Source organism: Brachybacterium rhamnosum, from assembly GCF_039526185.1.
Taxonomy (GTDB): Bacteria; Actinomycetota; Actinomycetes; order Actinomycetales; family Dermabacteraceae; genus Brachybacterium; species Brachybacterium rhamnosum.
Genome location: NZ_BAAAIS010000002.1, coordinates 972827 through 995715, shown reverse-complemented (window position 1 = coordinate 995715; position 22889 = coordinate 972827). Strand labels below are relative to the sequence as shown.

Sequence of the window (22889 nt, the reverse complement as noted above, 5' to 3'; positions counted from 1 at the left end):
CGATCACGCCTCCGTGAGCGGGTCGAGGGCGATCCGGCGGCCCTCGGCCGCGCTCGCGAGGCCCGTCTCCGCGAGGCGCACGCCGCGCGCGCCGGCGAGCAGGTCGTAGGGGTACTCCGCCCCGCGCCCCTCGCCGACGTGGCGCAGGAAGTCCTCCCACTGGACCTTGAAGCCGTTGTCGAAGCCGGCGGGGCCCTGGTTGTCCGGGACCTCGATCCAGTCGTCGTGGTAGTTGTGCTCGTCCTTGACGTCGGGGTTCCACACGGGCTTCGGGGTCGCCTCGCGGGGCTGGATCCATGCCCCGTGCAGGCCCACCACGGCGGAGCCGTCGGTGCCGTCGATCTGGAACTCGACGAGCTCGTCGCGGTGCACGCGCACGTCCCAGCTCGAGTTCATCTGGACGACGGTCCCGCCCTCGAGGCGGAACACGCCGTAGGCGGCGTCGTCGGCTGTCGCGGTGTACTTCTCGCCGTTCTCGTCCCAACGCTCGGTGATGTGGGTGGCGGTCTGGGCGTAGACGTCCTCGATACGGCCGAACAGCTCCTCGATGACGTAGTTCCAGTGGGGGAACATGTCCGCGACGATGCCGCCGCCGTCCTCCGCGCGGTAGTTCCAGGAGGGGCGCTGGGCGGGCTGCCAGTCCCCCTCGTAGACCCAGTAGCCGAACTCGCCGCGCACGGAGAGGATCCGGCCGAAGAAGCCGGAGTCGATCAGGCGGCGCAGCTTGAGCAGGCCGGGCAGGTAGAGCTTGTCGTGGACCACGCCGGAGACGGCGCCGGCGGCCTTCGCGAGGCGGGCCAGCTCGAGGGCGTCCTCGAAGGTCTCCGCGGTGGGCTTCTCGGTGTAGATCGCCTTGCCGGCGGCGATGGCCTGCTTGAGGTTGTCCAGGCGCCTGCTGGTGACGAGAGCGTCGAAGTAGACCTCGTAGTCGTCGTCGGCGAGGGCGGCGTCGAGGTCGGTGGTCCAGTTCTGCAGGCCGTGGCGCTCGGCGATCTCCGCGAGCTTCTCCTCGTTGCGGCCCACGAGCAGCAGCTCGGGCAGCAGGCGGTCGCCGCCCGCGAGCTCGACGCCGCCCTGCTCGCGGATCGCGAGGAGGGAGCGGACGAGGTGCTGGCGGTAGCCCATGCGGCCGGTGGCCCCGTTGACGATGATGCCGATGCGTCGAGTGGCCATCGGTGACTCTCCTTCGAGTGCGTGGTGCGTGGTGCGTGATGCGAGGTGCGTGTGTGCGGTCGCGGTCGCGGCCGGCCCCATGGCCGGTAACCGCTTTCCGTGGGGCTCAGTAGAGCACGCGGACGGCGCATCTTTCAAGCACGGGTCATCGACGCGCCCCGGACGACCGCCCGGACGCCGCCTCCCCTAGGGTGGAGGCCATGCCCCGCCCCTCCCGCCGCTCCCTGCTGCGCGGCGCCGCTGTCGCGGCCGGCGCCGGCATGACCACCGCCGGGCTCGGCGCCTGCTCGCTGCTGCGCGGGGACGGGACCGTCCGCACGGTCGGCGACGCCCCCGCCTCGACCGTCCTGCCCGCGGAGGACGCCTCCGCCGGGACCCTCGCGCTCTCCTCCGCGCTGCTCGAGGCGGCGGCCGTCGTCGTCCTCGCCGACGAGGACTCCGCCCCCGCCCTCGCCGCGCTCACCGGCCCCGCCGGGATCCCGCTGCTGATCGGCACGGGCGAGGCCGTCGCGGCCGAGCTGGCCCGGCTCGGCGCCGGCACGATCGGCGCGCCCGCCGGCCTGAACACCGGCACCCTCGCCGAGGGCCGCACCCTCCACGAGATCGACCTCGCCGCCGAGGACCCCCTCGAGGACCTCCCCACCCCGCGGCTCGAGCAGCCGCTCGAGGGGCTCACCGTGCTCGTGGACCCCGAGCAGTCCCCCGCCCTCGCCGCCGCCGCGGGGGCGCTCGCGCGCGCTGCCGGCGCCAGGACGCTCCGCACCCCCGGCGGGGACCCCGGCCGCAGCGCGCAGAGCGTCGCCGCCGTGAAGGAGGCCGCGGGCGAGGACCCCTCCACCGGGCTGCTCGCCCTCGGGCCGGGCTTCGGCGCGGCCGACGCCTGGGAGGCCCGTCTGCACCGCGTGCTCACCGTTCCCGAGCTGCCCGGCGGCGGGCAGACCGTCTTCCCCGGCCGCCGCATGGTCGCCGCCTACGGCACCCCCGGGGTCCCGTCGCTGGGGATCCTCGGCGAGCAGGACGTCCAGGCGACCATCACCCGGGTCCAGGAGCTCACCGCGCAGTACCAGGCGCTCACGGACGAGGTCGTCGTCCCCGCCTTCGAGATCATCGCGACGCTCGCCTCCTCCCAGCCGGGGGCCGACGGCGACTACTCGCGCGAGCTCGGCATCGACGGCCTGCGCGAGTGGGTCGACGCCGCCGGCGAGGCCGGGGTGTACGTGGTGCTCGACCTCCAGCCCGGCACCGAGTCCTTCCCCTCCCAGGCGCAGCTCGTCGAGGAGCTGCTCACGGCGCCGCACGTGGGCCTCGCCCTCGACGCCGAGTGGCGGCTGGAGCCCGGCCAGAAGCACCTCGAGCAGATCGGCTCGGTGAGCGCCGCCGAGGTCAACGAGACCGCGCAGTGGCTCGCCGAGCTCACCGCCCGCCACGACCTCCCCCAGAAGGCGTTCGTGCTCCACCAGTTCACCCGCTCGATGATCACCGACCGGCAGGACCTGGACACCTCGCATCCCGAGCTCGCGATGATCGTCCACGCCGACGGCGCCGGCACCCCCGATGACAAGCTCACGACCTGGCGCGCCCTCCAGAAGGATCTGCCCGCCGGGATCGTCATGGCGTGGAAGAACTTCTACGACGAGGACGCCCCGATGTTCACCCCCGAGCAGACCTACGACGTCGAGCCGCGCCCCTGGTTCGTCTCCTACCAGTAGCCCGCCGGGTTGAGCGCCCCCGCGGTCAGAGCCGCGCGGCGAGCAGCTCGAGGGAGCGCGCGCCTCGGAAGGCGTGGCCGCCCTCCTCGACGACGAGCTGCGGGGCGGGCCCGCCGGTCGCCTCCCACACGGGGCCCAGCGCGGCGAAGGCCTCCCGGGTCGCCTCGATCGGGAAGATCGGGTCCTGCTCGCCCGCCTCGATGACGAGCGGGCGCGGGGCGATGAGGGCGGCGATGTCGGCCATCTCGAGCTCCGGCAGCAGCCCGGGGACGATGTTGCAGGGGCAGTGCCGGATCGAGGCGATCGACGCCGCGAAGCTCGAGAAGTAGGTCGCGACCAGGGATGCTGCGATGCTCGGCTCCACGGCGGCGAGCAGCAGCGCGACCGCTCCCCCGCCGGAGCCGCCGGCCACGCCCACCCGCTGCGGGTCCACGCCGGGCAGGGTGCGCAGGGCCTGCGCGGCGGCGCGGGCGTCGGCCACGCGGGCCCCCATGACGGGGGCGCCGTGCAGCAGGTGCCGGGCGGCGTCGATCCCGCAGGTGCTCTCCGCCGGGTCCTCCGGCACCGCGCCGCCGGGGCGCGCGAAGCGGCGCCGGCCGAAGCTGATCATCTCCGGGCACAGCACCGTCATCCCGGCCGCGACGAGCTTGCGGGCGAGCGCGTCGTGGTAGCCGTCGGGCTCGACCAGGTCGTCGATGCCGCGGCCGTGCCCGGCGACGAGCACCACGGCGGCGCCGCTCGCCCGCGCCGGCTCGGGGCGCAGCAGGAAGGCGGGCACGCCCTCCTCCTTGCCGGGCACGCGGATCTCCACGGACTCGGCGCCGTCGGGCGTGGAATCGTCGGGGCGGGGAGCGAGGCGCGCTCCGTCGGGGGTCCCCTCGGTCAGGCCGAGCAGCGCGCGCAGGCGGTCCCGGGAGGCGTCGGCTGCAGTCATGACCGAAGACTAGGCGTCAGTGGTTGCTCGGGATCCACCCCTCGCCGCAGGTGCCGCCCATCTCCGAGGCGTCGATGCGCACCTCCTCGCCGCGGGCGTCGAGCAGCGGCTGGTAGCTCGAGGCGACCTCGCGGCTGCCCTCGGGGATGTAGTGGAGGATCAGCGAGCGGCGGAACCGGTCCGTGCTCGTGTTCGGCTTCGAGCCGTGCACGAGGCTGCCGTGGAAGATCAGCATGTCGCCGGCGCGCATGTCCGTCTGCACCACGCGCAGGTGCTCGGGGATGGAGACGGTGATGGTCGTGAACGATTCGGCGGCGTCGGCCTCCTCGGGGCACTCGATGTCGTAGCGGTGGGTGCCGGGGACCACGCCCAGGGCGCCGTTCTCGCCGTCGCAGTCGTCCACCGCGATCCAGGCGGCGATGCAGGTCTCGGGGTGGGACTGCAGGAAGTAGTTGTCCTGGTGCATGGCCTGGCCGCGGGCGCCCGGGGGCTTGAAGTAGAACATCGACTGCGCGGCCCAGACGGGTCCGACGGCCTCCTCGACGCGGCCCATGACGCGCCGCTCGAGCAGCCACCGCCGGGCGAGGCGGCCGGGGGCGTGGTCGTCACGGTGCGGCTGGATCATGCGGGGGTAGGCGTGGAGGGGGTCGTCCTCGGGGGTCTCGTGGAAGGCGCCGCCGGTGCCGTCCTCCTCGATGTGGCGCGTGTACGTCTCCCGCAGCTCGGCGATCTCCTCGGCGTCGAGCACGCGGCGCAGGTGCACGGCGCCGCTGCGCTCGTAGGCCTCGGCGAGGACGGCGGGGTCGAGGCCGGCCGCGTCGAGGATCAGGAGATCGACGTCGGGGGCCGGGGTGGTGGAGGGATTGTCGGAGAGGGTCGTCATGGTGCGAGTCTTGTCATGGCGACCGTCGGCGACCAGGTGATCGGAGGGTGGGGACATGGATGATCCTGCTGCGCGCGCCCAGGCGCCTGCTGTCGAGGTGCCTCCGCCGGAGTTCGGCCGGGTCGTCGCCGGGGAGCACGACGAGGGCGCCGGGTACCACGTACGCCGTTCGCGGGGGACGCAGGACTGGCTGCTGCTGCACACCGTCGCCGGGGCAGGGCTGCTGCGCCCGTCGGCCGGTCCGCCGCTGCGCCTGGGCCCAGGTGCCGCGGCGCTGATCGCGCCGGGCACCGTCCATGACTACGGCACGGACCCCGCGGTCGGGCGCTGGCGGCTGCTGTACGCCCACGTCCATCCGCCGGCGAGCTGGACGGCGCTTCTGGACTGGCCGGAGGCCGCGCCGGGGACGGGGCTCATCACGCTCGGGGCGGAGGTGGAGGCGCGCGTGCTGCCCTCGCTGCGCTCCGCCGCGCGGGCTACGCGCCTCGAGGTGGGGCGCCCGGAGCTGTTCGCGCTGAACGGGCTCGAGGCGGCGCTACTCTGGTACGACACGCAGAACCCGCGCCGGCACCGGATCGACGAGCGCCTGCTGCGCGTGCTCGAGCACATCGACGCGCACCTCGCGGAGGACCTCTCGCTGCGCCGGCTCGCCGAGGTGGCGCACCTGTCCCCGTCGCGGTTCTCGCACCTGTTCTCCGCGCAGGTGGGGTCGGCGCCCGCCGCGTACGTGGAGGCGCAGCGCCTCGAGCTCGCCGCGCACCTGCTCGAGCTCACCCCGGATCCGGTCGCCCGGATCGCGAGACGCGTGGGCTACGCGGACCCGCTGTACTTCTCGCGGCGGTTCCGCGCCCGGCACGGGGTGAGCCCGCGCGAGCACCAGTCGCGCCGACGCGCTTGACCCACGGCGCATTCCCGCGCATCCGTGCATCCGGTCAGAAGGGCGGTTCCTGGAACTCGGGGAACTCCGGTGGTGGAGGGTCGACACCGGGCGGACCGTCCCAGGCCGTGTAGTGCTCCTCGTGGAAGGCGTACCAACGCTGCCACATCGCCTCCTCCTCGGGGGTGGCGAAGCAGCACTCGCGCTCCATGCGCTCCCACACCGGGGCGTATCTCTTCTCGTCCAGGTAGAGGTCCCAGAGCCGCTGGTACTCGGCGGCGAGGGTTGCGGTGACGAGGTCCCGGTTCGTGGTGACCTCACTCCAGGCGGTCCCGTCGACGGACCAGCGCGTGGCGCGGCCGCCGTCCGTGCGCTCGGGGTCGAGCCGGCCCTGCGTCTTCGCCGCATGGTGGCGCCGGCACAGGCCGTGGAGGTTCGCGGGGGTGGTGGGGCCGCCGCGGCACGGGTGGAGGTGGTCGAACTCCTCGATGTGGTCGACCTCCCCCGCGTCGACGAGGGTGCGGGTGCAGCCGGGGACGGCGCAGACGGTGTCGACGAGCTTCACGTGCTCGAGCATCGCCCGTGAGGGCCGGTACTGCTGCGCCGCGACGGGCAGGAACTCCCCGCTGATCGGATCGGTCAGCACGCGGTGCCACACCGGTGCGTCCCCGCACAGGGCCCGCGCCATCTCGGCGGGGATCGGGATCGTGCCGTCGAGCGTGCCGGGCGCATCGCTCACGCCGAGGAGGGACAGGACGGGGACGAGGAGGTGCAGCCGCAGCGGCATCCGCGGCACGGGCACTCCCCCGGTGGCGATCGTCGAGCGGGTGAGGAGGAGATAGCGGATCGCGCCGAGCGTCATGTGCCGCCCCGCGGCGGCGGCGTCGCCGTCCACGTCCCAGGGGATCTCGACGTCCTGCGCCCCGGCGGCGATCCGTTCGAGGGCGTGGCGCTGCGCGTCCTGCACCGCACGGGCCGCCTTGTCCAGGCGCCGGCCGAGGCCCAGGATCTCGGGGATCGGCCCCGTCACGCTCAGGCATGCGGTCGCATCGGCGTTCACGTCGATCCGCACGTCCCGCTTCGACTCGGGGGAGCCGTCCGCTGCGGTGCGACCGAACCAGAGCACGAGTGTGCGCAGCAGGGTCCAGAAGCGGTCCGGGGACAGGGAGTCCAGCTGCCAGCCCGCGACCTGCTCGTCCACCAGATGCCGCTGCTCGGCGGTCAGATCCCGGACCGAGCGCAGGACGTGGTCGAACCATTCCGCGGGGAGCGCGCCGGCCTCGACCTCGGCGAGGCAGCGGGGCAGGTCGGTGACGCCGACGAAGGCATCGCGCTGACGGGTCGTGGCGCGGCCGATCCTGGCGCGCAGCACCATCCCCACCGCCGCCGCGTTCACGTCGCCGTCCTCCTCCCCCGCCTTCGCGTCCCACAGGGCGGCGAGGTCCCGCAGCTCAGCGACGTAGAGCGCCGCGAGCACGGTGCGCCGCCGGTCCAGGAGCCGACGGAGGACCACGGCCTCCTCGGACTCCTCCTCCACGAGCGCGAGGCCGGCGATGGTCCCCGCCGTCACCTCGCTCCGGCCCTTCACCGTTCCCCGCAGGACGCGCGGGAGCGCCTGCTCCGGCTCCCCCGGCCGGCGCGCAGCGGAAGCAGCCGACTCCTCAGGGAGGAGCGCGGGAGTGGGAGTGGGAGGCGGCGAGCCCTCCTCGCCGCGCGGCACGGGCTCGCGCGAGAGCGTCGACATCACCCACCACCTCCCTCGCACCGACCGGGATCTGCATGCGGAAGGACGGGGAAGCGTCAGCGATTCCCGCCCGTCACGTTCCCTCCATTTTAGAACAGTTGATCGATGATCACCAGGGCCCGTCGAGAACTGCCGAAGAATGTGGACAACCCTGCGCTGGGGAGGAACGATCGGCATCACGACCTGCACAGATGCGCACACTCACCCGCCCACCATCGAGACGCAGGAAATCCCTGACGAGAAGAGGTCACGATCCGCGCCGATCACGATTCTCGGGAAGTACATGATGTACGCGATTTTCTGGAGGGACCGTCGGCCGGTGCGCCACAGGAGCGAGAGACGGGGGCGCCGTCGACCGACGCGCCGCCGGCGAGGGGGGCGAGGTGGCGGGCAGAGGCGCTCCCCCACCGCCCTCACATGTCCGCGTAGCGGGAGCGCAGGATCGAGAAGACGCCGAAGAGGATGAGACCCACGCCCACGAGGATCAGCAACACGGTCCCGGCCGGGAGGGACGCCATCGTGGAGAGAGCGGCGTCGAGGCCGCCGGCCTTGTCAGGATCCGCGGTGATCGCCGCCCAGCCGAACAGGGCGCCCACGGCCACGAGCGCCACGCCCTTGGCGACGTACCCGGCGGTGCCGCTCACGGTCACGGCCCGGGAGACCGTGCGGTGGCGTCGGCCCTCGAGCTGCTTCTCGAAGCGGCGCGTCACCCCGGCGACGACGTGATAGATCCCGATCCCGATGATGACGAGGGCGACGACGCCCACGAGCAGCCGCCCGGCGGGGGCGGTCATGAGGGCGGCGGTCACCGAGTCCGTCTGCTGCTCGGAGGAGCTGCCGCTGCCGATCGCGAAGCGCAGGGCGGTCGAGGCGAGCGCCGCATAGACGATCGCCTTGCCGAGGGTCTTCACGACGTGCTGGGCGGCGTCCGCTCGACCGTCGGCCTGCCGGGCGCCGAACCAGGCCTCCGCGACGTGCCACAGGGCGAGGGCGATCATCGCGACACCGCCGGTCCACAGCAGCACGGGACCACCGGGGGCGGAGGCGATGGAGCGCAGGGCGCCGGACTGGTCCGCCTCACCGCCGGAGCCGAGGGCGATCCGCAGCGCGATCGCGCCGATGAGCAGGTGCACGAGCCCACTGACGACGAAGCCGGCGCGGGCGAGGCCCTCGAAGACGGGGTGCTCGGCGACCTCCTCGGCGGCGTCCTCGGCACGGCGCGCGGTGTCCTCCGCACGGCGGGCGGCGCGGCGGGCGTCCTCAGGCTGGGGCATGTCCATGGCGGCAGGATAGGGGCCCCGGACGGCGACGCGCCCCGCCACCGGGGACGGTGACGGGGCGCGTCGGGAACGTGGGGATCGTTCCCCAGGCCGCGGCGGTGCGGCGGGAGGTCAGGCGCCCGTGCGGATCTCCGCGACCGCCTGGTCGAGCTCGTCGATGGCCTCCTTCGGGGGCTTCGGCGTCACGAGGCTCACGAGCACCGCGACGGCGAGGCCCACGGCGAAGCCGGGGATGATCTCGTAGAGGCGGTCCGGCAGCAGCCCGAACAGGGTGCCGAGCTCCGTCTGCCCCCAGACGAAGGCGACGACGGCGCCGCTGACCATGCCGGCGAGGGCGCCCATCGCGGAGAGGCCGCGCCAGAAGAGGCTCAGCAGAACGACGGGGCCGAAGGCGGAGCCGAAGCCGGCCCAGGCGAAGCCCACGAGGTCCAGCACGGAGGCGTTCGGGTTCAATGCGAGCAGCAGCGCGAACACGGCGACGGCGAGCACGGCCGCACGGCCCCACCACAGCTTCGCCTTGGGCGAGGTGGCCTTGCCGGCGGCGCCGAGGAGGTCCTCGACGAGCGCGGAGCTCGTGACGATGAGCTGCGAGGAGATCGTGGACATGATCGCGGCGAGCACCGCGGCCAGCAGGAACCCGGCGATCAGCGGGTGGAAGAGGATCTGGGCCATGTCCAGGAACACCGACTCGGCGTTCTTGGTGTCCGTGAGGGACTGGCCCGGGTTCTGCTGCATGTAGGCGAGGCCCGCGATCGCGGTGAGGATCGCACCGATCACGCAGATGACCATCCAGCCGATGCCCACGGTCGCGCCGTACTTCGCATCGCGGGCGGAGCGCAGCGCCATGAAGCGCACGATGATGTGCGGCTGGCCGAAGTAGCCGAGGCCCCAGGCCACGTTGCCGACGATCGCGACGATGCTCGCCCCCGCGACGAGGGAGCCGAACTCGGGGTTCTCCACGAAGGCGGAGTGGAACATCTGCGCGGGGCCGCCCGTGACGACCATCGCGACGATCGGCACGGCGATGAGGGAGACCATCATGATCAGGCCCTGGACGACGTCGGTGTAGCTCGCGCCGAGGAACCCGCCGAAGAGGGTGTAGACGATGGTCACGCCCGCCACGAGGAGCATGCCGACCACGTAGGAGCCGCCGAAGGTGGACTCGAAGAAGAGGCCGCCCGCGACCATGCCGGAGGAGACGTAGAAGGCGAAGAACACGAGGATCACGAGGCCCGCAGCGATGCGCAGCAGGCGCGTGCGGTCCCGCAGGCGGCTCTCGAAGAAGCTGGGGAGCGTGATCGAGTTGCCGGCGATCTGCGTGTGCTGACGCAGCCGCGGGGCGACGACGATCCAGTTCACGGCCGCGCCGACGGTGAGGCCGATCGCGATCCAGACCTCGACGAGGCCGGAGAGGTAGAGAGCGCCGGGCAGACCCATCATGAGCCAGCCGGACATGTCCGAGGCGCCGGCGGAGAGCGCTGCGGTGAACGGGTGCAGGTTGCGCCCGCCGAGCATGTAGTCCTCGCCGTCATCGGTCTTGCGGTACGCGTAGAGACCGATCGCGAGCATGGCCAGGAAGTAGATCCCGACCGCGATGAGCTTGAACGTCAGGTCCATGGGTCCTCCGAGGAGCGGGGTGGGGGAAGGGCGGGGAGAGAGGGGTGGAGGGCGGGGGGCCCGTCGACCGTAACGATCAGCGAGACGGGGCGCACGTCGGCGCGGAGGGTTCAGACGGCGCCGATCGCACGGTCCGTGCGCTCCCGGATATCCGTGAGGACCTGCGCGATCGGCTGCTCGGCAAGCTCCTTCATGAAGGGCTCGACCTTGACCGGCCCGGTGTAACCGGCGTCACGCACAGCGCCCATGAATCCGTCGAGATCGATGACCCCGGTCGCGAAGGGCAGGCGCCGGTCGAGGTCCATCTGCTCGTCACGCTCGCGGTCGTCGCGGGCGTCGTTGATGTCCACGGAGACGACGTCGGCGTCGGTGAGCCCGGCGAGGTCCTCGGCGCTCTCGCCGGCGGTGTACCAGTGGTAGCTGTCGAGGATGAGGCCGACGTTGCCGGCGCCGGTCTCCGCGATGAGCTCGCGGGCCTCGCGGATGCCGTGGATGAAGGGGAAGCGCTCGGTGGACCAGAAGGTCTTGGGGCCGATGTACTCCAGGCCCAGGCGGAGGCCGGAATCCGCGAGGAGCTCGGCGACGAGGGCGAGGCGGCCCACGTGGAGTCGCCAGTTCTCGCGGTGGTCGCGGTCCTCGTGCATGGGGCGGATCCAGGTGCCGACGGCGCTCACGCCCGCGGCGGTGAGCAGGTCGAGGGCGTCGGGGAGCTGGGCGAGGGCCTGGCGGAACTCCTCCGCGGGGGCGTCGAGGCCGATGGGCAGGCCCGCGATCCCCCAGCGCAGCCCCTTCTCGCGCACCGCGTCGCCGTGCTCGACGACGGCCTGACGGCTGGGGAGGGAGGAAAAGTACGAGGGATCGGGGTCGACGCCGCCGAATCCGAGGCTGGAGGCGAGGTCGACCGCGTCCGTGTGGTCGAGGGTCAGCCCGAGGGCACCGGGCGAGAGGCAGGAGAACATGCGCTCGAGCCTACGGGGCCCTGTGGCCGCGGTCACGTCTTCCGGAGGGAGAGGTCTTCGCTCGGAGGTCCGCACCCCACGGCGCCGCGGTCAGCACGCCGTTCCCGCACGAGCCGGCCGGGTACCGTCGTCGGCATCGACGTCGGCGCGCCACCCGCGCCGTCGACCACCCGCCCCCGGGTCCCGGTGATACCAGGGGCCCCGATCCCAGGAGCCCTCATGAGCATCCCCCGCCTGCTCGACCACGTCGTCATCGCCGGCCCCGACCTCGCCCAGCTCGTGGACTGGTTCCACGAGCTCACGGGGGTCACCGCCGCCCCCGGCGGCACCCACCCCACCGGGACCGCGAACGCGCTGGTCGCCCTCACGGTCGACGGCGAGCAGGGCCCGCTCTACCTCGAGCTGATCGGTCCCGATCCGGAGCGCGAGGGCGAGGAGCTGCCGAAGACCTTCAGCATCAACCGGCTGAGGAAGCCCACCCTCATCACCTACGCCGTGCACCCCGAGAGGATCGACGAGGTCGCCCGGCACGCCCGGGCCGGGGGCGTCGACCCCGGCGACGTGCAGGACCTCTCCCGCCGCACCGCGGACGGCGCCGAGCTGCGCTGGAGGCTGACCCAGGCGAAGGCCCCGCGCAACTACGCGATCCCCTTCCTCATCGACTGGGGCGACACACCCCACCCGGGGCTCGGCTCCGATCTGCCCGCGGTCGAGCTGGTCTCCTTCGAGCGCATCGAGGTGAACCCCGCACCCCAGCAGAAGGCGCTCGACGCCCTCGGCCTCGGGGACGGCGTCGCCGCGATCCGCGAGGCCCCCGGCTCCCGCTTCGTGCTGCACCTGCGCACCGCCGTGGGACGCGACGTCGAGATCTGAGGCGGCGGCCCGCTCCCGCGCCACGATCCCCGGCCGGCGCCGACGGCCCTCCGGTACCCTGCGCTGAGGTCACCGGCCCGGGCAGGAGGTGCGCGATGGCGCAGCGGATCACGATGGCGGCCGTCGCGCGACGAGCCGGCGTCTCGCCGATGACCGTCTCGAACGTCCTGCGGGGGAAGGCGAGCGTCGCCCCCGAGCTGCGGGCCCGCGTCGAGGAGGCCGTGCGGGAGACGGGCTACCGCGTGAACGTCTCCGCGCGCACCCTGCGCTCCGGCCACAGCGGCGTGATCGGCCTGCTCGCCCCGGGCACCGACTCCCCCTTCTCCTACTACGGGATGCTCGGCGGCCTCATCGCGCAGGAGGCGCGGCGCCACGGCCTCTCGCTCGTCACGGAGACCCCGGAGGCGGACCTGCTCGCGGAGGTCGCCGCCGTGGAGCGCGCCCGCACCCTCGCCTACGACGGCCTGATCCTCACCCCGCTCGCCCTGCGCCCGGAGGACGCGAGCCTGCTGCCCGCGGAGCTCCCCGTCGTCGTGCTCGGCGAGCGGCCCGCGCCGACGGGCACCGCGCACATCTCCCTCTCCAACCAGGAGGGCATGTTCGCCGCGACCACGCATCTGCTCGAGCGCGGCTGCCGATCGATCGCCCTGCTGGCCGGGGACGGCTGGCCGGAGACGGATCCGCTGGCCCGTCGCATCGACGGCTACCGCGACGCGCTCGCCGCCTGGGGCGGGGAGACCGGAGAGCCGATGCTGATCCCGGTCGCGGGCCTCACCGCGCAGGCCGGGCGCGAGGCCGCGCGGGACTCCGTGGACCGGGGACTGCGCCCGGACGGCTACGTGGGCGTGACCGACTCGGTCATGCTGGGCGCCGTGCGCGGCCTCGCCGACAGGGGCCTGCGGGTGCCGGAGGATGCGCTCGCGATCGGCTTCGACGGCCTCCCCGAGGGCGAGTTCTCCCTCCCCTCGCTCTCGACCATCAGCCCCGACCACCGCTGGATCGCGCGCCGCGCCGTGGAGCTGCTGCAGGAGCGGATCGACGCCCCCGCCCCCGCGGAGCTCGGCGGCCTCGAGATCCGGGCGCCCTTCACCCTCGTCGAGCGCGAGTCCACGCGCCGCTGAGGCGCGGCCGCGCCTCGACCAGGTGCCTCGCCCACGTCCCGTCGCCCTCTTGACTCTGGCGGTGTATCGATACACGATGGAGCCGACGCGCGCGGGCCACCGTCGGCCCCGCGCTCCCGCATCAGGCATCACCCCCCCCTCTCAGCCCGGCCCCGGCCGCCCTCCCAGGAGCACCCATGACCAGCAATCGTCGCCGCTCGCTGTCCACAGCGCTGACCTCCGCGCTCGCCGCGCCCGCTGCCTCGGAGGCCCCCGCCCCGAGCGCCGCCGGCGCATCGGGCACCCCGGCCCCGCCGCCCGCGCCCGCCGGCCCCGCGCAGGTGACCGTCGACCTCGACCAGGGCGGGGACACGATCAGCCGCCACGTCTACGGACACTTCGCCGAGCACCTGGGCCGCTGCATCTACGAGGGCTTCTTCGTGGGCGAGGACTCCGAGCTGCCGAACACCCGCGGCATCCGCGACGACGTCGTCGCCGCCCTGCGCGCCCTGCAGGTCCCCAACCTGCGCTGGCCCGGAGGCTGCTTCGCGGACGAGTACCACTGGAAGGACGGCGTGGGCCCCCGCGAGGAGCGGCCGCGCATGGTCAACTCCCACTGGGGCGACGTCGTCGAGGACAACTCCTTCGGCACCCACGAGTTCATGGACCTCGTGGAGCTGCTGGGCACCGAGGCCTACGTCAACGGCAACGTCGGCTCCGGCACCGTGCAGGAGATGTCCGAGTGGATCGAGTACCTCACCCGCTCCGACGACTCCCCCATGGCCGCCCTGCGCCGCAGCAACGGCCGCGACGAGCCCTGGACGGTGCCCTTCTTCGGCATCGGCAACGAGGCCTGGGGCTGCGGCGGCAACATGTCCGCCGAGGCCTACGCGGACCTCGCCCGCCAGTACTCGACGTACGTGCGCGACCACGCCGGCAACGAGGTCACCCGCATCGCGGCCGGCGCCCACGACGGCGACACCCACTGGACCGAGGTGCTCATGCGCGCCCTGGGCGACGGACTCGGCCGGCAGGCCGACGGCGACCCCGCGCCCTTCCAGGCCGTCTCGCTGCACTACTACACGATGACCGGCCCCTGGACGGACAAGGGATCGGCCACCGAGTTCACCGAGGACGAGTGGTACGCGGCGCTCTCCCGCGCCTCGTACATCGACGAGCTGCTCGCCCGCCACAGCACCGTCATGGACCGCTACGACCCGTACCGCAAGGTGGGCCTCGTGCTCGACGAGTGGGGCACCTGGTGGAACGTCGAGCCGGGCACCAACCCGGGGTTCCTGTACCAGCAGAACACCCTGCGGGACGCGCTCGTCGCCTCGATCCACTTCGACGCCTTCCACCGCCACGCGGGCCGCCTGCTCATGGCGAACATCGCGCAGACCGTCAACGTCCTCCAGGCCATGATCCTCACGGACCCGGAGACCGGGGCGCTCGTGCTCACGCCCACGTACCACGTGTTCGCGATGAACGCGGGGCACCACGACGCCGCCGCCCTCCCGGTGCACGTGTCCCTGCCGGAGGCCGCGGCGAGCGTGGACGGCCGCGAGCTGCCGCTGCTCTCGGCGAGCGCCTCGACGAAGGACGGCTCCGCGCTGGTCTCGCTGTCGAACCTCCACGCGACCGAGTCCCGCACGGTGGTCCTCGACCTGCGCGGCGCCGAGGTCACCGCGCACAGCGGGCAGGTGCTGGCGGCGGAGTCCACCGCGGCGCACAACACGCCCGCCGCGCCGGATGCCGTCGCGCCGCGCGAGCTGACGACGATCCGCCCGCACGCGCGCGGCCTCGAGGTCGAGCTGCCCGCGGCGTCCTACGCGACGATCAGCCTCGACCTGGCCTGACCCCGCCCGGAGCACGCAGCGGCCGCCCCTCGCAGGAGGGGCGGCCGCTGTGCGTCAGGGGGTCGGCCCGGCCGGGGGACGCTCACCCGGCCGGACCGCGTCGGGGGTCAGGCCCGGCGGGCGAGCCGGACCAGGGTCCAGGAGATCGCGGGCAGGTCACCGGTGAGGTGGCCGTCCGTGAGGGTCACCGAGCCGTTGGCCGCGGGGACCACGGTCTCGGGGGCGTCCTGGGTGTTGGCCGCGTAGGGGTCCTCGTGGTGCAGGGTGAGGGCCTCGACGAGCTCGAGGTCGCCGAAGCCGGTGAGGTCGGCGTCCAGGGCGAGGGAGTGCTCCGCGCCGCGGTTGACGACGAAGAGGGAGAGCGCGCCGCTCTCCTCGTCCCAGGTGGCGACGGAATCCGCGGTCGAGCTCTCGCCGAACCGGGGGTTCTCGAAGCTCGGCGCGGTCAGGCGCACGTCGAGCACCTGGCCCACCGCGTGCTTCGAGGTGAGGGCGAAGGGGTGGAAGGTGGTCTGCTTCCAGGCGGGGCCTCCGGGCGCGGTCATGATCGGGGCGATCACGTTGACGAGCTGGGCGAGCGAGGCGGAGGCCACGCGGTCGCTGTGGCGCAGCAGGGAGATCAGCAGGTTGCCGAACACCACGGCGTCCATCGCGTTGTAGGTGTCCTCGAGCAGCACGGGGGCGACGGGCCAGTCGTCACCCTGGGGCGGGCGGGACTCGGCGCGGTGCTGGTACCAGATGTTCCACTCGTCGAAGCTGATCATGATGCGCTTGTCCTTCTTGAGCTTCGCGCGCACGTGATCGGCGGTGGCGACGACGGAGTCGATGAAGTGGTCCATGTCGTCGGCCGAGGCGAGGTAGGAGGCCTGGTCGCCGTCCTTCTCCGCGTAGTAGGCGTGCGCGGAGATCATGTCGACGTAGTCGTAGGCGTCGGTGAGGACGATGTTCTCCCACGCGCCGAAGGTCTCCATCGAGGAGCTCGAGGAGCCGCACGCGACGAGCTCGAGGTCCGGGTCCTCCTGGCGCAGCAGACGCGCGGTCTCGGTCGCGATGCGCGCGTACTCCTCGGGCGTCTTGTGGCCGGCCTGCCAGGGGCCGTCCATCTCGTTGCCGAGGCACCACATGCGGATGCCGTAGGGATCGGGGTGGCCGTTGGCGGCGCGCTGGTCGGAGAGGGCGATGCCCTGCGGGGCGTTCGCGTACTGGAGGACGTCGAGCGCCTCCTCGATGCCGCGGGTGCCGAGGTTCACGGCGTACATCGGCTCGACCTGGGCCTTCTCCGCCCAGGTCATGAACTCGTCGAGGCCCACGGTGTTGGGCTCGGTGGAGTGCCAGGCGAGGTCGTGGCGGGCGGGGCGCTCCTCGACGGGGCCCACGCCGTCCTCCCATCGGTAGCCGGAGACGAAGTTGCCGCCGGGGTAGCGGACGCTGCTCACGCCGAGCTCGCGGGTCAGCTCGAGCACGTCGCCGCGGAACCCGTCGGCGTCGGCCGTGGGATGGCCGGGCTCGTGGATGCCCGTGTAGACGCAGCGGCCGAGGTGCTCGACGAAGGCGCCGAAGGTGCGCCGGCGCACGGGGGCGACCGAGAACGCGGGGTGGAGGGTCAGGGTGACGGTGGCGGACATCGGTGTGCGCATCCTGTCTGCAGAGGGTGGGCGGCAGGGGTGCCGTTCGCGGGCGCGGAGCGTCTCTACAACGTTGCAGATATCCCACCACGTCTGCCCCCGCACGTCAATGCACGCCGGTCGGTGCAAGAATCTGCCCATGCCGACGCCGCCCCGACCGCTCCCGCAGCGCCCCCCGACCCTGCGCGACGTCGCCGAGATCGCCCAGGTCTCCATCAAGACCGTCTCCAACGTGGTCAACGACTACCCCTACGTGAAGCAGGCGACCCGCGATCGGGTGCTCGCCGCGATCGCCCAGGTGGGCTACCGCCCCCAGGCCGCCGCCCAGCAGCTGCGCACGGGCGCGAGCGGGCTCATCACCCTCGCCCTGCCCTCGCTCACCTTCACCTACTACTCCGACATCGCCCAGGCCTTCATCGACGAGGCCCAGCGCCGCGGGCGCACCGTCGTCCTGCACACGACCTCCGCCGGGCCGGAGGCGGAGCGCACCGTGCTCCAGGGCTTCGAGCGGGTGCTCGGCGACGGCGTCATCTTCAACCCGCTGCAGCTCTGGGAGGAGGAGCTCGCGCGCATGGAGCGCACGAGCCAGCCCACCGTCTTCATCGGCGAGCACCTCCCCGAGCAGCTGCCCCGTGGCTGCGACTACGTGAAGATCGACAACGAGGGCGCCTCCTTCGAGGCCACCTCGCTGCTGCTGGACCAGGGGCGCCGGCGCCTCGCCTTCCTCGGCGCGATCCCCTCCGCGCACGGCGTGCAGCCCCACAGCTCCGGCACGCTGCGCCGCGACGGCTTCCTGCGCGCGCTCGCCGCCCACGGCCTCGACCCCTCCGCGGCGACGATCCAGGAGGTGGGCGACTGGCACCGCCAGGACGGGGCCGACGGCGCCGAGGCCCTGCTCGAGCGCCTGCCCGAGGTCGACGGGATCGTCTGCGGCAACGACGACCTCGCGATCGGCGTGCTCTCGTGCCTGCGCCGCCACGGCCGCCGGGTGCCCGAGGACGTCGCCGTGATCGGCTACGACGACACGCCCGACGCCCCCTTCACCTCTCCCCCGCTCACCACCGTCTCCCCGGACAAGCAGGCCCTCGCCACCACGGTGCTGGACCTCCTCATCGAGCGGATCGGCGGCTACGACGGCCCGCCCCGCACCGTCATGACGCCCTACGACCTCGTGGTGCGCGAGAGCACAGCCGCGGCCCCCTCACAGGGGTGAGAATGGACCCGATGAACATCGCGACCCCGTACGAGGACCTCCTGCGCGACGTGCTGGCCACCGGCACCCACAAGTCGGACCGCACCGGCACCGGCACGCGCAGCGTGTTCGGCCGCCAGATCCGCTTCGACCTCTCCGAGGGGTTCCCGCTGATCACCACCAAGCGCGTGCACTTCCGCTCGCTCGCGATCGAGCTGCTGTGGTTCCTGCGCGGCGACACGAACGTGCGCTGGCTGCAGGAGCGCGGCGTGAGCATCTGGGACGAGTGGGCGGACGCCGACGGCGAGCTCGGCCCCGTCTACGGCGCGCAGTGGCGCAGCTGGCCCACGCGCGACGGCGGCGTCGTCGACCAGATCACGCAGGTCGTCGAGCAGATCCGTACGAACCCCGATTCGCGCCGGCACATCGTCACCGCCTGGAACCCGGCCGACGTCCCCGACATGGCGCTCGCCCCCTGCCACGCCCTGTTCCAGTTCGAGGTGCACGAGGGGAAGCTGTCCTGCCAGCTCTACCAGCGCAGCGCGGACATGTTCCTCGGGGTCCCCTTCAACATCGCCTCCTACGCCCTGCTCACCCACATGGTCGCCCAGCAGGCGGATCTCGAGGTGGGCGACTTCGTGTGGACCGGTGGGGACGTGCACATCTACGACAACCACGTCGAGCAGGTGGAGCGGCAGCTGGCGCGCGAGCCCTTCGCCCCGCCGCAGCTGCGGATCACCCGCCGCCCGGACTCGATCCTCGACTACGAGTTCGAGGACTTCGAGGTGGTGGGCTACGAGCACCACCCCGGGATCAAGGCCCCGGTCGCGGTCTGATGGAGGAGCGCGCACCGCGCATCGGCATGATCTGGGCGCAGGCCCGGGGCGGCGTGATCGGCGCCGGCGGCACGATGCCCTGGCACCTCCCGGAGGACCTCCAGCACTTCTCGCGGACCACCGCGGGCGCCCCCGTCGTCATGGGCCGCCGCACCTGGGAGTCCTTCCCGCCGCGCTTCCGGCCCCTGCCGGGGCGCACGAACATCGTCATCACCTCCGATCCCGGCTTCGCGGCAGACGGCGCGCTGCGCGCGGGCTCGCTGGACGAGGCGCTCGACCTCGCCCGGGAGGACCTCGCGGCGCGGGCCTCCGCGGTCGACGGCGCGGCCGCCGAGGGCGCCGGCACGATCTGGGTGATCGGCGGCGGGCGCGTGTACCGCGAGGCGATGGACCGCGCGGACCTCCTCGTCGTCACCGAGATCGACCTGGACGTCGAGGGCGACACCCTCGCCCCCGCGATCCCCGCGGGCTTCGCCCTGCGTGCCTCCGAGCCCGCAGAGGGGTGGCACGAGAGCAGGTCCGGCCTGCGCTACCGGATCCTCACGCACCACCGCGCGGCCCCCACCCTCCCCCGAGGCCCGCTCCTCCCCTGACGCCCCCCCCTGCGTCCCGGTCACCTCTGGCCCCCACTTCTGCAACGTTGTAGATTGCTCGTGGCAGCGACGCCGACGTCCTGCCGCAGTGCCCCGTGCGACCACTCGCACGCACCCCTCCCCCCGGGCCCGCAGCACCGGCGACGCCGTCACCGGCGCCGGCCCGGACCGACGAAGGAGTCACCATGAGCACGCTCTCCCGCCGCACCCTGATCGGCTCGGCCGCCGCCCTCACCGCCACCGGTGCCGCGGCCGTGGCCACCCCCGCCGCGACCGCCGCCCCACCACGGCGCACGCTCCCCGATCCTGCGTTCGCCGAGATCTCCGTGCACGACCCCTCGATCGTCGCCGCCGGCGACGAGCTGTACGTCTTCGGCTCCCACCTCGCGGCCGCCCGCACGCCGGACCTCCTGCGCTGGACCGGCGTCGCGGATCTCGTCACCCCGGAGAACCCGCTCTTCGAGGACGTCACGGTCGAGCTCGCCGAGGCCTTCGACTGGGCGAGCACCACCACGCTCTGGGCACCGGACGTCCACCGGGCCGACGACGGCCGCTACCGCATGTACTACTGCGCGTGCGAGGGCAGCTCCCCGCGCTCCGCCCTCGGCTCCGCCGTGGCCGACGAGATCACCGGCCCCTACCGCGACGAGGGCATCTTCCTGCGCTCGGGCCAGTGGGACCAGGAGAGCGAGGACGGCACGATCTACGACGCGCTCGTGCACCCCAACGTCGTGGACCCGCAGGCCTTCGTCGACGCCGAGGGCGTGCTGCGCCTCGTCTACGGCTCCTACTCCGGCGGGATCTTCCTGCTCGAGCTGGACCCCGCGACCGGCCGGCCCGTCCCCGGCCAGGGCTACGGCGTGCACCTCGTGGGCGGGAACCACTCCCGCATCGAGGCGCCGTACATCCTGCGCTCCGAGGAGAGCGGCTACTACTACCTCTTCGTCACCTTCGGCGGGCTCGACGCCGATGGCGGCTACAACGTGCGCGTGGGCCGCTCCCGCTCCGTCGAGGGCCCCTACCTCGACCATGCCGGGCAGGACCTGCGCGAGTGCCGCTCCGACCCCTCCCTGCCGCTGTTCGACGACGCCTCGATCGAGCCCTACGCCGTGAAGCTCCTCGGGAACCACCGCTTCACGCAGCGCGACGGCGCCGAGGGCCAGGGCTACGTCTCCCCCGGCCACGTCTCCGCCTGGACCCGGCCGGGGACCGACGAGTCCTTCCTGATCCTCCACACGCGATTCCCGGGCCGCGGCGAGGAGCACGAGGTGCGCGTGCACCGCCTCCACCTCACCCGCACGGGCTGGCTCGTCCCCTCCCCGCACCGCTACGCCGGGGAGCCCGCCGCGACCGCCCGCGAGGCCCGCCTGCGCCGCGACGAGATCGTGGGCGACTGGCAGCTCGTGGACCACGGCCGCGCGATCTCCGCGGAGGTCACCGACTCGGTCCCCGTGACCCTCGGGGCCGACGGCACCGTCACCGGCGCCGTGCAGGGCCGCTGGCGCGCGGAGGGCTCCGGGCGAGCCGTGATCGAGCTGGACGGCGCGCGCTTCGACGGGACCTTCACCCGCGGCTGGCACGACGGCCTCGACGCCTGGACCCCGACCTTCACCGTGCTCGGGCCCGACGGCCGCGCCCTCTGGGGCAGCCGCGAGGTCTGAGCGGGCCGGACGCACGGCGGCGGGGCTCCCCGCGTGGGGAGCGCCGCCGCCGCATGGGAGGACCGGGGATCAGGTGCCGGCGATGCCGGTCGTCGAGATGCCCTTGATGATCTGACGCTGGAAGAACAGGAACACGATGATCAGCGGCAGCGCCGCGAGCATCGCCTGGGCCATGTTCTGCGCGTACTGGATGCCGTAGGCGCTGATGACCGTCTGCAGGCCCGTCGGCAGGGTCATGAGGTCTGCGTCGTTGACGACGATGAACGGCCACAGGAAGTTGTTCCAGGCGCCGATGAACACGAAGATCGAGACGGCGCCGAGGATCGGCCGCGACAGCGGGAGCACGATGCTCCACAGGATCCGCAGGCGGCTCGCGCCGTCCATGAGGGCGGCTTCCTCGAGCTCGCGCGGGATCTGGTCGAAGAACTTCATGAGGATGAAGACCATCGGCGCCGCGACCACCTGCGGGAGGATGATCCCCCAGTAGGTGTCCACGAGGTTCAGCCCGAGCATGAGCTGGAACAGCGGGACGATGAGGATCTGCCCCGGGATCATGATCGAGGCGAGGATCAGCGCGACGATCGCCTTGCGGCCCACGAACTCCATGCGGGAGAGCGCGTAGCCGGCGAGCGCCGAGATCACGACCGTGATGAACGTGATCGCGGTGGAGGTCAGAAGGCTGTTCCACGCCCACCGCGGCACCTGGCCGGAGGTCAGCGTGGTGATGTACGCGTCGAGCGTGAAGCCGCTCTCCGGCACGATCGTCACCGGCAGCGCGGCCGCCTCGGCCTCCGTCTTGAAGCAGGTCAGCGCCGCCCACAGGACCGGCACGAGCCACGCCAGGGCGAGGACCAGCAGGATCACGAAGGCGACCACGCGGGCGGGGTCGGTGCGGCGCCGCCGTCGGCCGGCGGCGGTGGTCGCCGCGGCGCGCTCGGCGGCGTCGGCACGGCGCTTCCCGCGGGTCGCGGGGAGGGCGGGGCTGGTGGTGGGGTTCGCGGCGCTCATGCCTTCACGCTCCGTCGAGAGGAGATCACCATGTACGCGAGCGAGACGATGATGATCATGAAGAAGAAGATGTAGGAGATGGCGGAGGCGTAGCCCAGGCGGTAGCCCGTGAAGCCCACCTCGTAGATGTACAGCAGCACCGGGCGGGTATCGCCGCCAGGGCCGCCGGAGGTCATCTGGTAGATCTGGTCGAAGACCTTCAGCGAGGCCAGCAGCTGCAGCACGAGCACCAGCACGGTGGTCGGGGCGAGCTGCGGCACCGTGATCGAGCGGAACTTCCGCCAGCGGCCCGCGCCGTCGAGGCTCGCGGCCTCGTAGAGCTGGTCGGGGATGTTCTGCAGCGCGGCGAGGTAGAGCAGGAAGTTGAAGCCGATGGTCCACCACACGGTCGTGATCACCACGGAGATCATCGCGGTGCTCGGATCCTGCAGCCAGGCCGGGCCGGTGATCCCGAACCAGCCCAGCACCGTGTTCACGAGGCCCAGCTGCGGGTTGTACATCCAGTTCCAGAACTTCGAGACCACCGTCGAGGCGAGCAGGAACGGCAGGAAGAACGCGAGGCGCCAGAACCACTGCCCCGGCAGGCCCACGTTGACCAGGATCGCGAGCCCCATGGCGATGAGCACGAGCGGGATCGAGGACAGCACGGTGAACACGGCGGTGTTGGCGAGCGACGTCCACACGTTCGCGTCGCCGAGCGCCTCGGTCCAGTTCGCGAGGCCCACGAAGCCGGTCTTGGTGCCGGCGAGGCTCGTGCCCGTGAAGCTCATCCACAGCCCGTAGATCGTGGGCCAGATGAGGAAGAGCCCGAAGGCGATGAGGAAGGGCAGGCAGTAGACCCAGCCCCGGATGTTCTCGGCGCGGCGGCGCCGGCGGCGCCCCTCGCTGATCGGGCCGCCCGTGAGGGCGGCGTTCGGGCGGGGGCTGGTGCGGGGGACGGTCACGCCGTCAGCGGTCGTCATCTCACGT

Annotated in this window: 19 protein-coding genes; 9 read left to right on the top strand and 10 right to left on the bottom strand. The window is 72.8% G+C overall.

Annotated features, from left to right (window positions below; all coding sequences use genetic code 11):
• Positions 1–3: 3 nt before the first annotated feature.
• Positions 4–1173, bottom strand: a complete 1170-nt coding sequence (locus ABD080_RS06370; RefSeq protein WP_137769662.1) for a Gfo/Idh/MocA family protein — start codon at positions 1171–1173, stop codon at positions 4–6.
• A gap of 200 nt (positions 1174–1373) precedes the next feature.
• Here ABD080_RS06370 and ABD080_RS06365 point away from each other — a divergent pair, with 200 nt between their 5' ends.
• Positions 1374–2882, top strand: a complete 1509-nt coding sequence (locus ABD080_RS06365) for a hypothetical protein (RefSeq protein ID WP_343904084.1) — start codon at positions 1374–1376, stop codon at positions 2880–2882.
• A 25-nt stretch (positions 2883–2907) separates the two neighbouring features.
• Here the strand turns inward: ABD080_RS06365 and ABD080_RS06360 are convergent, their stop codons facing one another.
• On the bottom strand, positions 2908–3816 hold the full coding sequence (locus tag ABD080_RS06360) for an alpha/beta hydrolase family protein (protein ID WP_343904083.1): 909 nt from the start codon (positions 3814–3816) through the stop codon (positions 2908–2910).
• Between the two features lie 16 nt (positions 3817–3832).
• A complete protein-coding gene (locus tag ABD080_RS06355) occupies positions 3833–4756 on the bottom strand; it encodes a phytanoyl-CoA dioxygenase family protein (protein WP_343904082.1) in 924 nt (307 codons plus the stop codon).
• Here ABD080_RS06355 and ABD080_RS06350 point away from each other — a divergent pair.
• Entirely contained in the window at positions 4755–5597 is an 843-nt protein-coding gene (locus ABD080_RS06350) for a helix-turn-helix domain-containing protein (protein WP_343904081.1), read from the top strand. The genes ABD080_RS06355 and ABD080_RS06350 overlap by 2 nt on opposite strands.
• A gap of 34 nt (positions 5598–5631) precedes the next feature.
• Here the strand turns inward: ABD080_RS06350 and ABD080_RS06345 are convergent, their stop codons facing one another.
• The 4 genes from ABD080_RS06345 to ABD080_RS06330 form a co-directional block, all read right to left on the bottom strand.
• The gene (locus tag ABD080_RS06345; RefSeq protein ID WP_343904080.1) at positions 5632–7146 is read right to left on the bottom strand and encodes an HNH endonuclease signature motif containing protein; all 1515 of its coding nucleotides are present in this window, start codon (positions 7144–7146) and stop codon (positions 5632–5634) included.
• 587 nt (positions 7147–7733) lie between these two features.
• Positions 7734–8600: a DUF1206 domain-containing protein gene (locus ABD080_RS06340; RefSeq protein ID WP_343904079.1), complete on the bottom strand. Its 867-nt coding sequence runs from the start codon at positions 8598–8600 to the stop codon at positions 7734–7736.
• A 111-nt stretch (positions 8601–8711) separates the two neighbouring features.
• On the bottom strand, positions 8712–10217 hold the full coding sequence (putP, locus tag ABD080_RS06335) for a sodium/proline symporter PutP (RefSeq protein ID WP_343904078.1): 1506 nt from the start codon (positions 10215–10217) through the stop codon (positions 8712–8714).
• Between the two features lie 110 nt (positions 10218–10327).
• Complete coding sequence (locus ABD080_RS06330) at positions 10328–11176, bottom strand: sugar phosphate isomerase/epimerase family protein (protein WP_343904077.1); 849 nt, start codon at positions 11174–11176, stop codon at positions 10328–10330.
• A 219-nt stretch (positions 11177–11395) separates the two neighbouring features.
• Between ABD080_RS06330 and ABD080_RS06325 the strand changes: the two genes are divergently transcribed.
• The 3 genes from ABD080_RS06325 (at position 11396) to ABD080_RS06315 (ending at position 15005) form a co-directional block, all read left to right on the top strand.
• On the top strand, positions 11396–12049 hold the full coding sequence (locus ABD080_RS06325) for a VOC family protein (protein ID WP_343904076.1): 654 nt from the start codon (positions 11396–11398) through the stop codon (positions 12047–12049).
• 95 nt (positions 12050–12144) lie between these two features.
• Entirely contained in the window at positions 12145–13170 is a 1026-nt protein-coding gene (locus tag ABD080_RS06320; RefSeq protein WP_343904075.1) for a LacI family DNA-binding transcriptional regulator, read from the top strand.
• 176 nt (positions 13171–13346) lie between these two features.
• Positions 13347–15005, top strand: coding sequence for an alpha-N-arabinofuranosidase (locus tag ABD080_RS06315; RefSeq protein ID WP_343904074.1), 1659 nt, complete (start codon positions 13347–13349; stop codon positions 15003–15005).
• 107 nt (positions 15006–15112) lie between these two features.
• Here the strand turns inward: ABD080_RS06315 and arfA are convergent, their stop codons facing one another.
• Entirely contained in the window at positions 15113–16630 is a 1518-nt protein-coding gene (gene arfA, locus ABD080_RS06310) for an arabinosylfuranosidase ArfA (protein WP_343904073.1), read from the bottom strand.
• Positions 16631–16769: 139 nt separating this feature from the next.
• On the opposite strand from arfA, the gene ABD080_RS06305 reads away from it, so the two are divergent.
• The 4 genes from ABD080_RS06305 (at position 16770) to ABD080_RS06290 (ending at position 20912) form a co-directional block, all read left to right on the top strand.
• Positions 16770–17843 carry a LacI family DNA-binding transcriptional regulator gene (locus tag ABD080_RS06305; RefSeq protein ID WP_343904072.1) on the top strand — a complete coding sequence of 358 codons (1074 nt, stop codon included), beginning with the start codon at positions 16770–16772 and terminating at the stop codon, positions 17841–17843.
• Positions 17844–17854: 11 nt separating this feature from the next.
• Entirely contained in the window at positions 17855–18658 is an 804-nt protein-coding gene (locus ABD080_RS06300; RefSeq protein WP_343904071.1) for a thymidylate synthase, read from the top strand.
• On the top strand, positions 18658–19251 hold the full coding sequence (locus ABD080_RS06295; protein WP_343904070.1) for a dihydrofolate reductase: 594 nt from the start codon (positions 18658–18660) through the stop codon (positions 19249–19251). The genes ABD080_RS06300 and ABD080_RS06295 overlap by 1 nt, the downstream gene beginning before the upstream one ends.
• A gap of 185 nt (positions 19252–19436) precedes the next feature.
• Entirely contained in the window at positions 19437–20912 is a 1476-nt protein-coding gene (locus tag ABD080_RS06290; protein WP_343904069.1) for a glycoside hydrolase family 43 protein, read from the top strand.
• 69 nt (positions 20913–20981) lie between these two features.
• On the opposite strand, the gene ABD080_RS06285 is transcribed toward ABD080_RS06290, so the two are convergent.
• Positions 20982–21920, bottom strand: coding sequence for a carbohydrate ABC transporter permease (locus tag ABD080_RS06285; RefSeq protein ID WP_343904068.1), 939 nt, complete (start codon positions 21918–21920; stop codon positions 20982–20984).
• Positions 21917–22882, bottom strand: coding sequence for a carbohydrate ABC transporter permease (locus ABD080_RS06280; protein ID WP_343904067.1), 966 nt, complete (start codon positions 22880–22882; stop codon positions 21917–21919). Before ABD080_RS06280 ends, ABD080_RS06285 begins: the two co-directional genes overlap by 4 nt.
• Between the last annotated feature and the right edge of the window lie 7 nt (positions 22883–22889).

Excerpts from the sequence above, each read along its gene's own strand:
- ABD080_RS06355 (WP_343904082.1), bottom strand. The coding sequence starts at position 4,756 with ATGTCCCCACCCTCCGATCACCTGGTCGCCGACGGTCGCCATGACAAG.
- ABD080_RS06340 (WP_343904079.1), bottom strand. The coding sequence starts at position 8,600 with ATGGACATGCCCCAGCCTGAGGACGCCCGCCGCGCCGCCCGCCGTGCG.
- ABD080_RS06325 (WP_343904076.1), top strand. The coding sequence starts at position 11,396 with ATGAGCATCCCCCGCCTGCTCGACCACGTCGTCATCGCCGGCCCCGAC.
- ABD080_RS06365 (WP_343904084.1), top strand. The coding sequence starts at position 1,374 with ATGCCCCGCCCCTCCCGCCGCTCCCTGCTGCGCGGCGCCGCTGTCGCG.
- ABD080_RS06290 (WP_343904069.1), top strand. The coding sequence starts at position 19,437 with ATGAGCACGCTCTCCCGCCGCACCCTGATCGGCTCGGCCGCCGCCCTC.
- ABD080_RS06330 (WP_343904077.1), bottom strand. The coding sequence starts at position 11,176 with ATGTTCTCCTGCCTCTCGCCCGGTGCCCTCGGGCTGACCCTCGACCAC.
- ABD080_RS06315 (WP_343904074.1), top strand. The coding sequence starts at position 13,347 with ATGACCAGCAATCGTCGCCGCTCGCTGTCCACAGCGCTGACCTCCGCG.
- ABD080_RS06285 (WP_343904068.1), bottom strand. The coding sequence starts at position 21,920 with ATGAGCGCCGCGAACCCCACCACCAGCCCCGCCCTCCCCGCGACCCGC.
- ABD080_RS06320 (WP_343904075.1), top strand. The coding sequence starts at position 12,145 with ATGGCGCAGCGGATCACGATGGCGGCCGTCGCGCGACGAGCCGGCGTC.
- ABD080_RS06350 (WP_343904081.1), top strand. The coding sequence starts at position 4,755 with ATGGATGATCCTGCTGCGCGCGCCCAGGCGCCTGCTGTCGAGGTGCCT.
- ABD080_RS06295 (WP_343904070.1), top strand. The coding sequence starts at position 18,658 with ATGGAGGAGCGCGCACCGCGCATCGGCATGATCTGGGCGCAGGCCCGG.
- ABD080_RS06360 (WP_343904083.1), bottom strand. The coding sequence starts at position 3,816 with ATGACTGCAGCCGACGCCTCCCGGGACCGCCTGCGCGCGCTGCTCGGC.
- arfA (WP_343904073.1), bottom strand. The coding sequence starts at position 16,630 with ATGTCCGCCACCGTCACCCTGACCCTCCACCCCGCGTTCTCGGTCGCC.
- putP (WP_343904078.1), bottom strand. The coding sequence starts at position 10,217 with ATGGACCTGACGTTCAAGCTCATCGCGGTCGGGATCTACTTCCTGGCC.
- ABD080_RS06305 (WP_343904072.1), top strand. The coding sequence starts at position 16,770 with ATGCCGACGCCGCCCCGACCGCTCCCGCAGCGCCCCCCGACCCTGCGC.
- ABD080_RS06300 (WP_343904071.1), top strand. The coding sequence starts at position 17,855 with ATGAACATCGCGACCCCGTACGAGGACCTCCTGCGCGACGTGCTGGCC.
- ABD080_RS06280 (WP_343904067.1), bottom strand. The coding sequence starts at position 22,882 with ATGACGACCGCTGACGGCGTGACCGTCCCCCGCACCAGCCCCCGCCCG.
- ABD080_RS06370 (WP_137769662.1), bottom strand. The coding sequence starts at position 1,173 with ATGGCCACTCGACGCATCGGCATCATCGTCAACGGGGCCACCGGCCGC.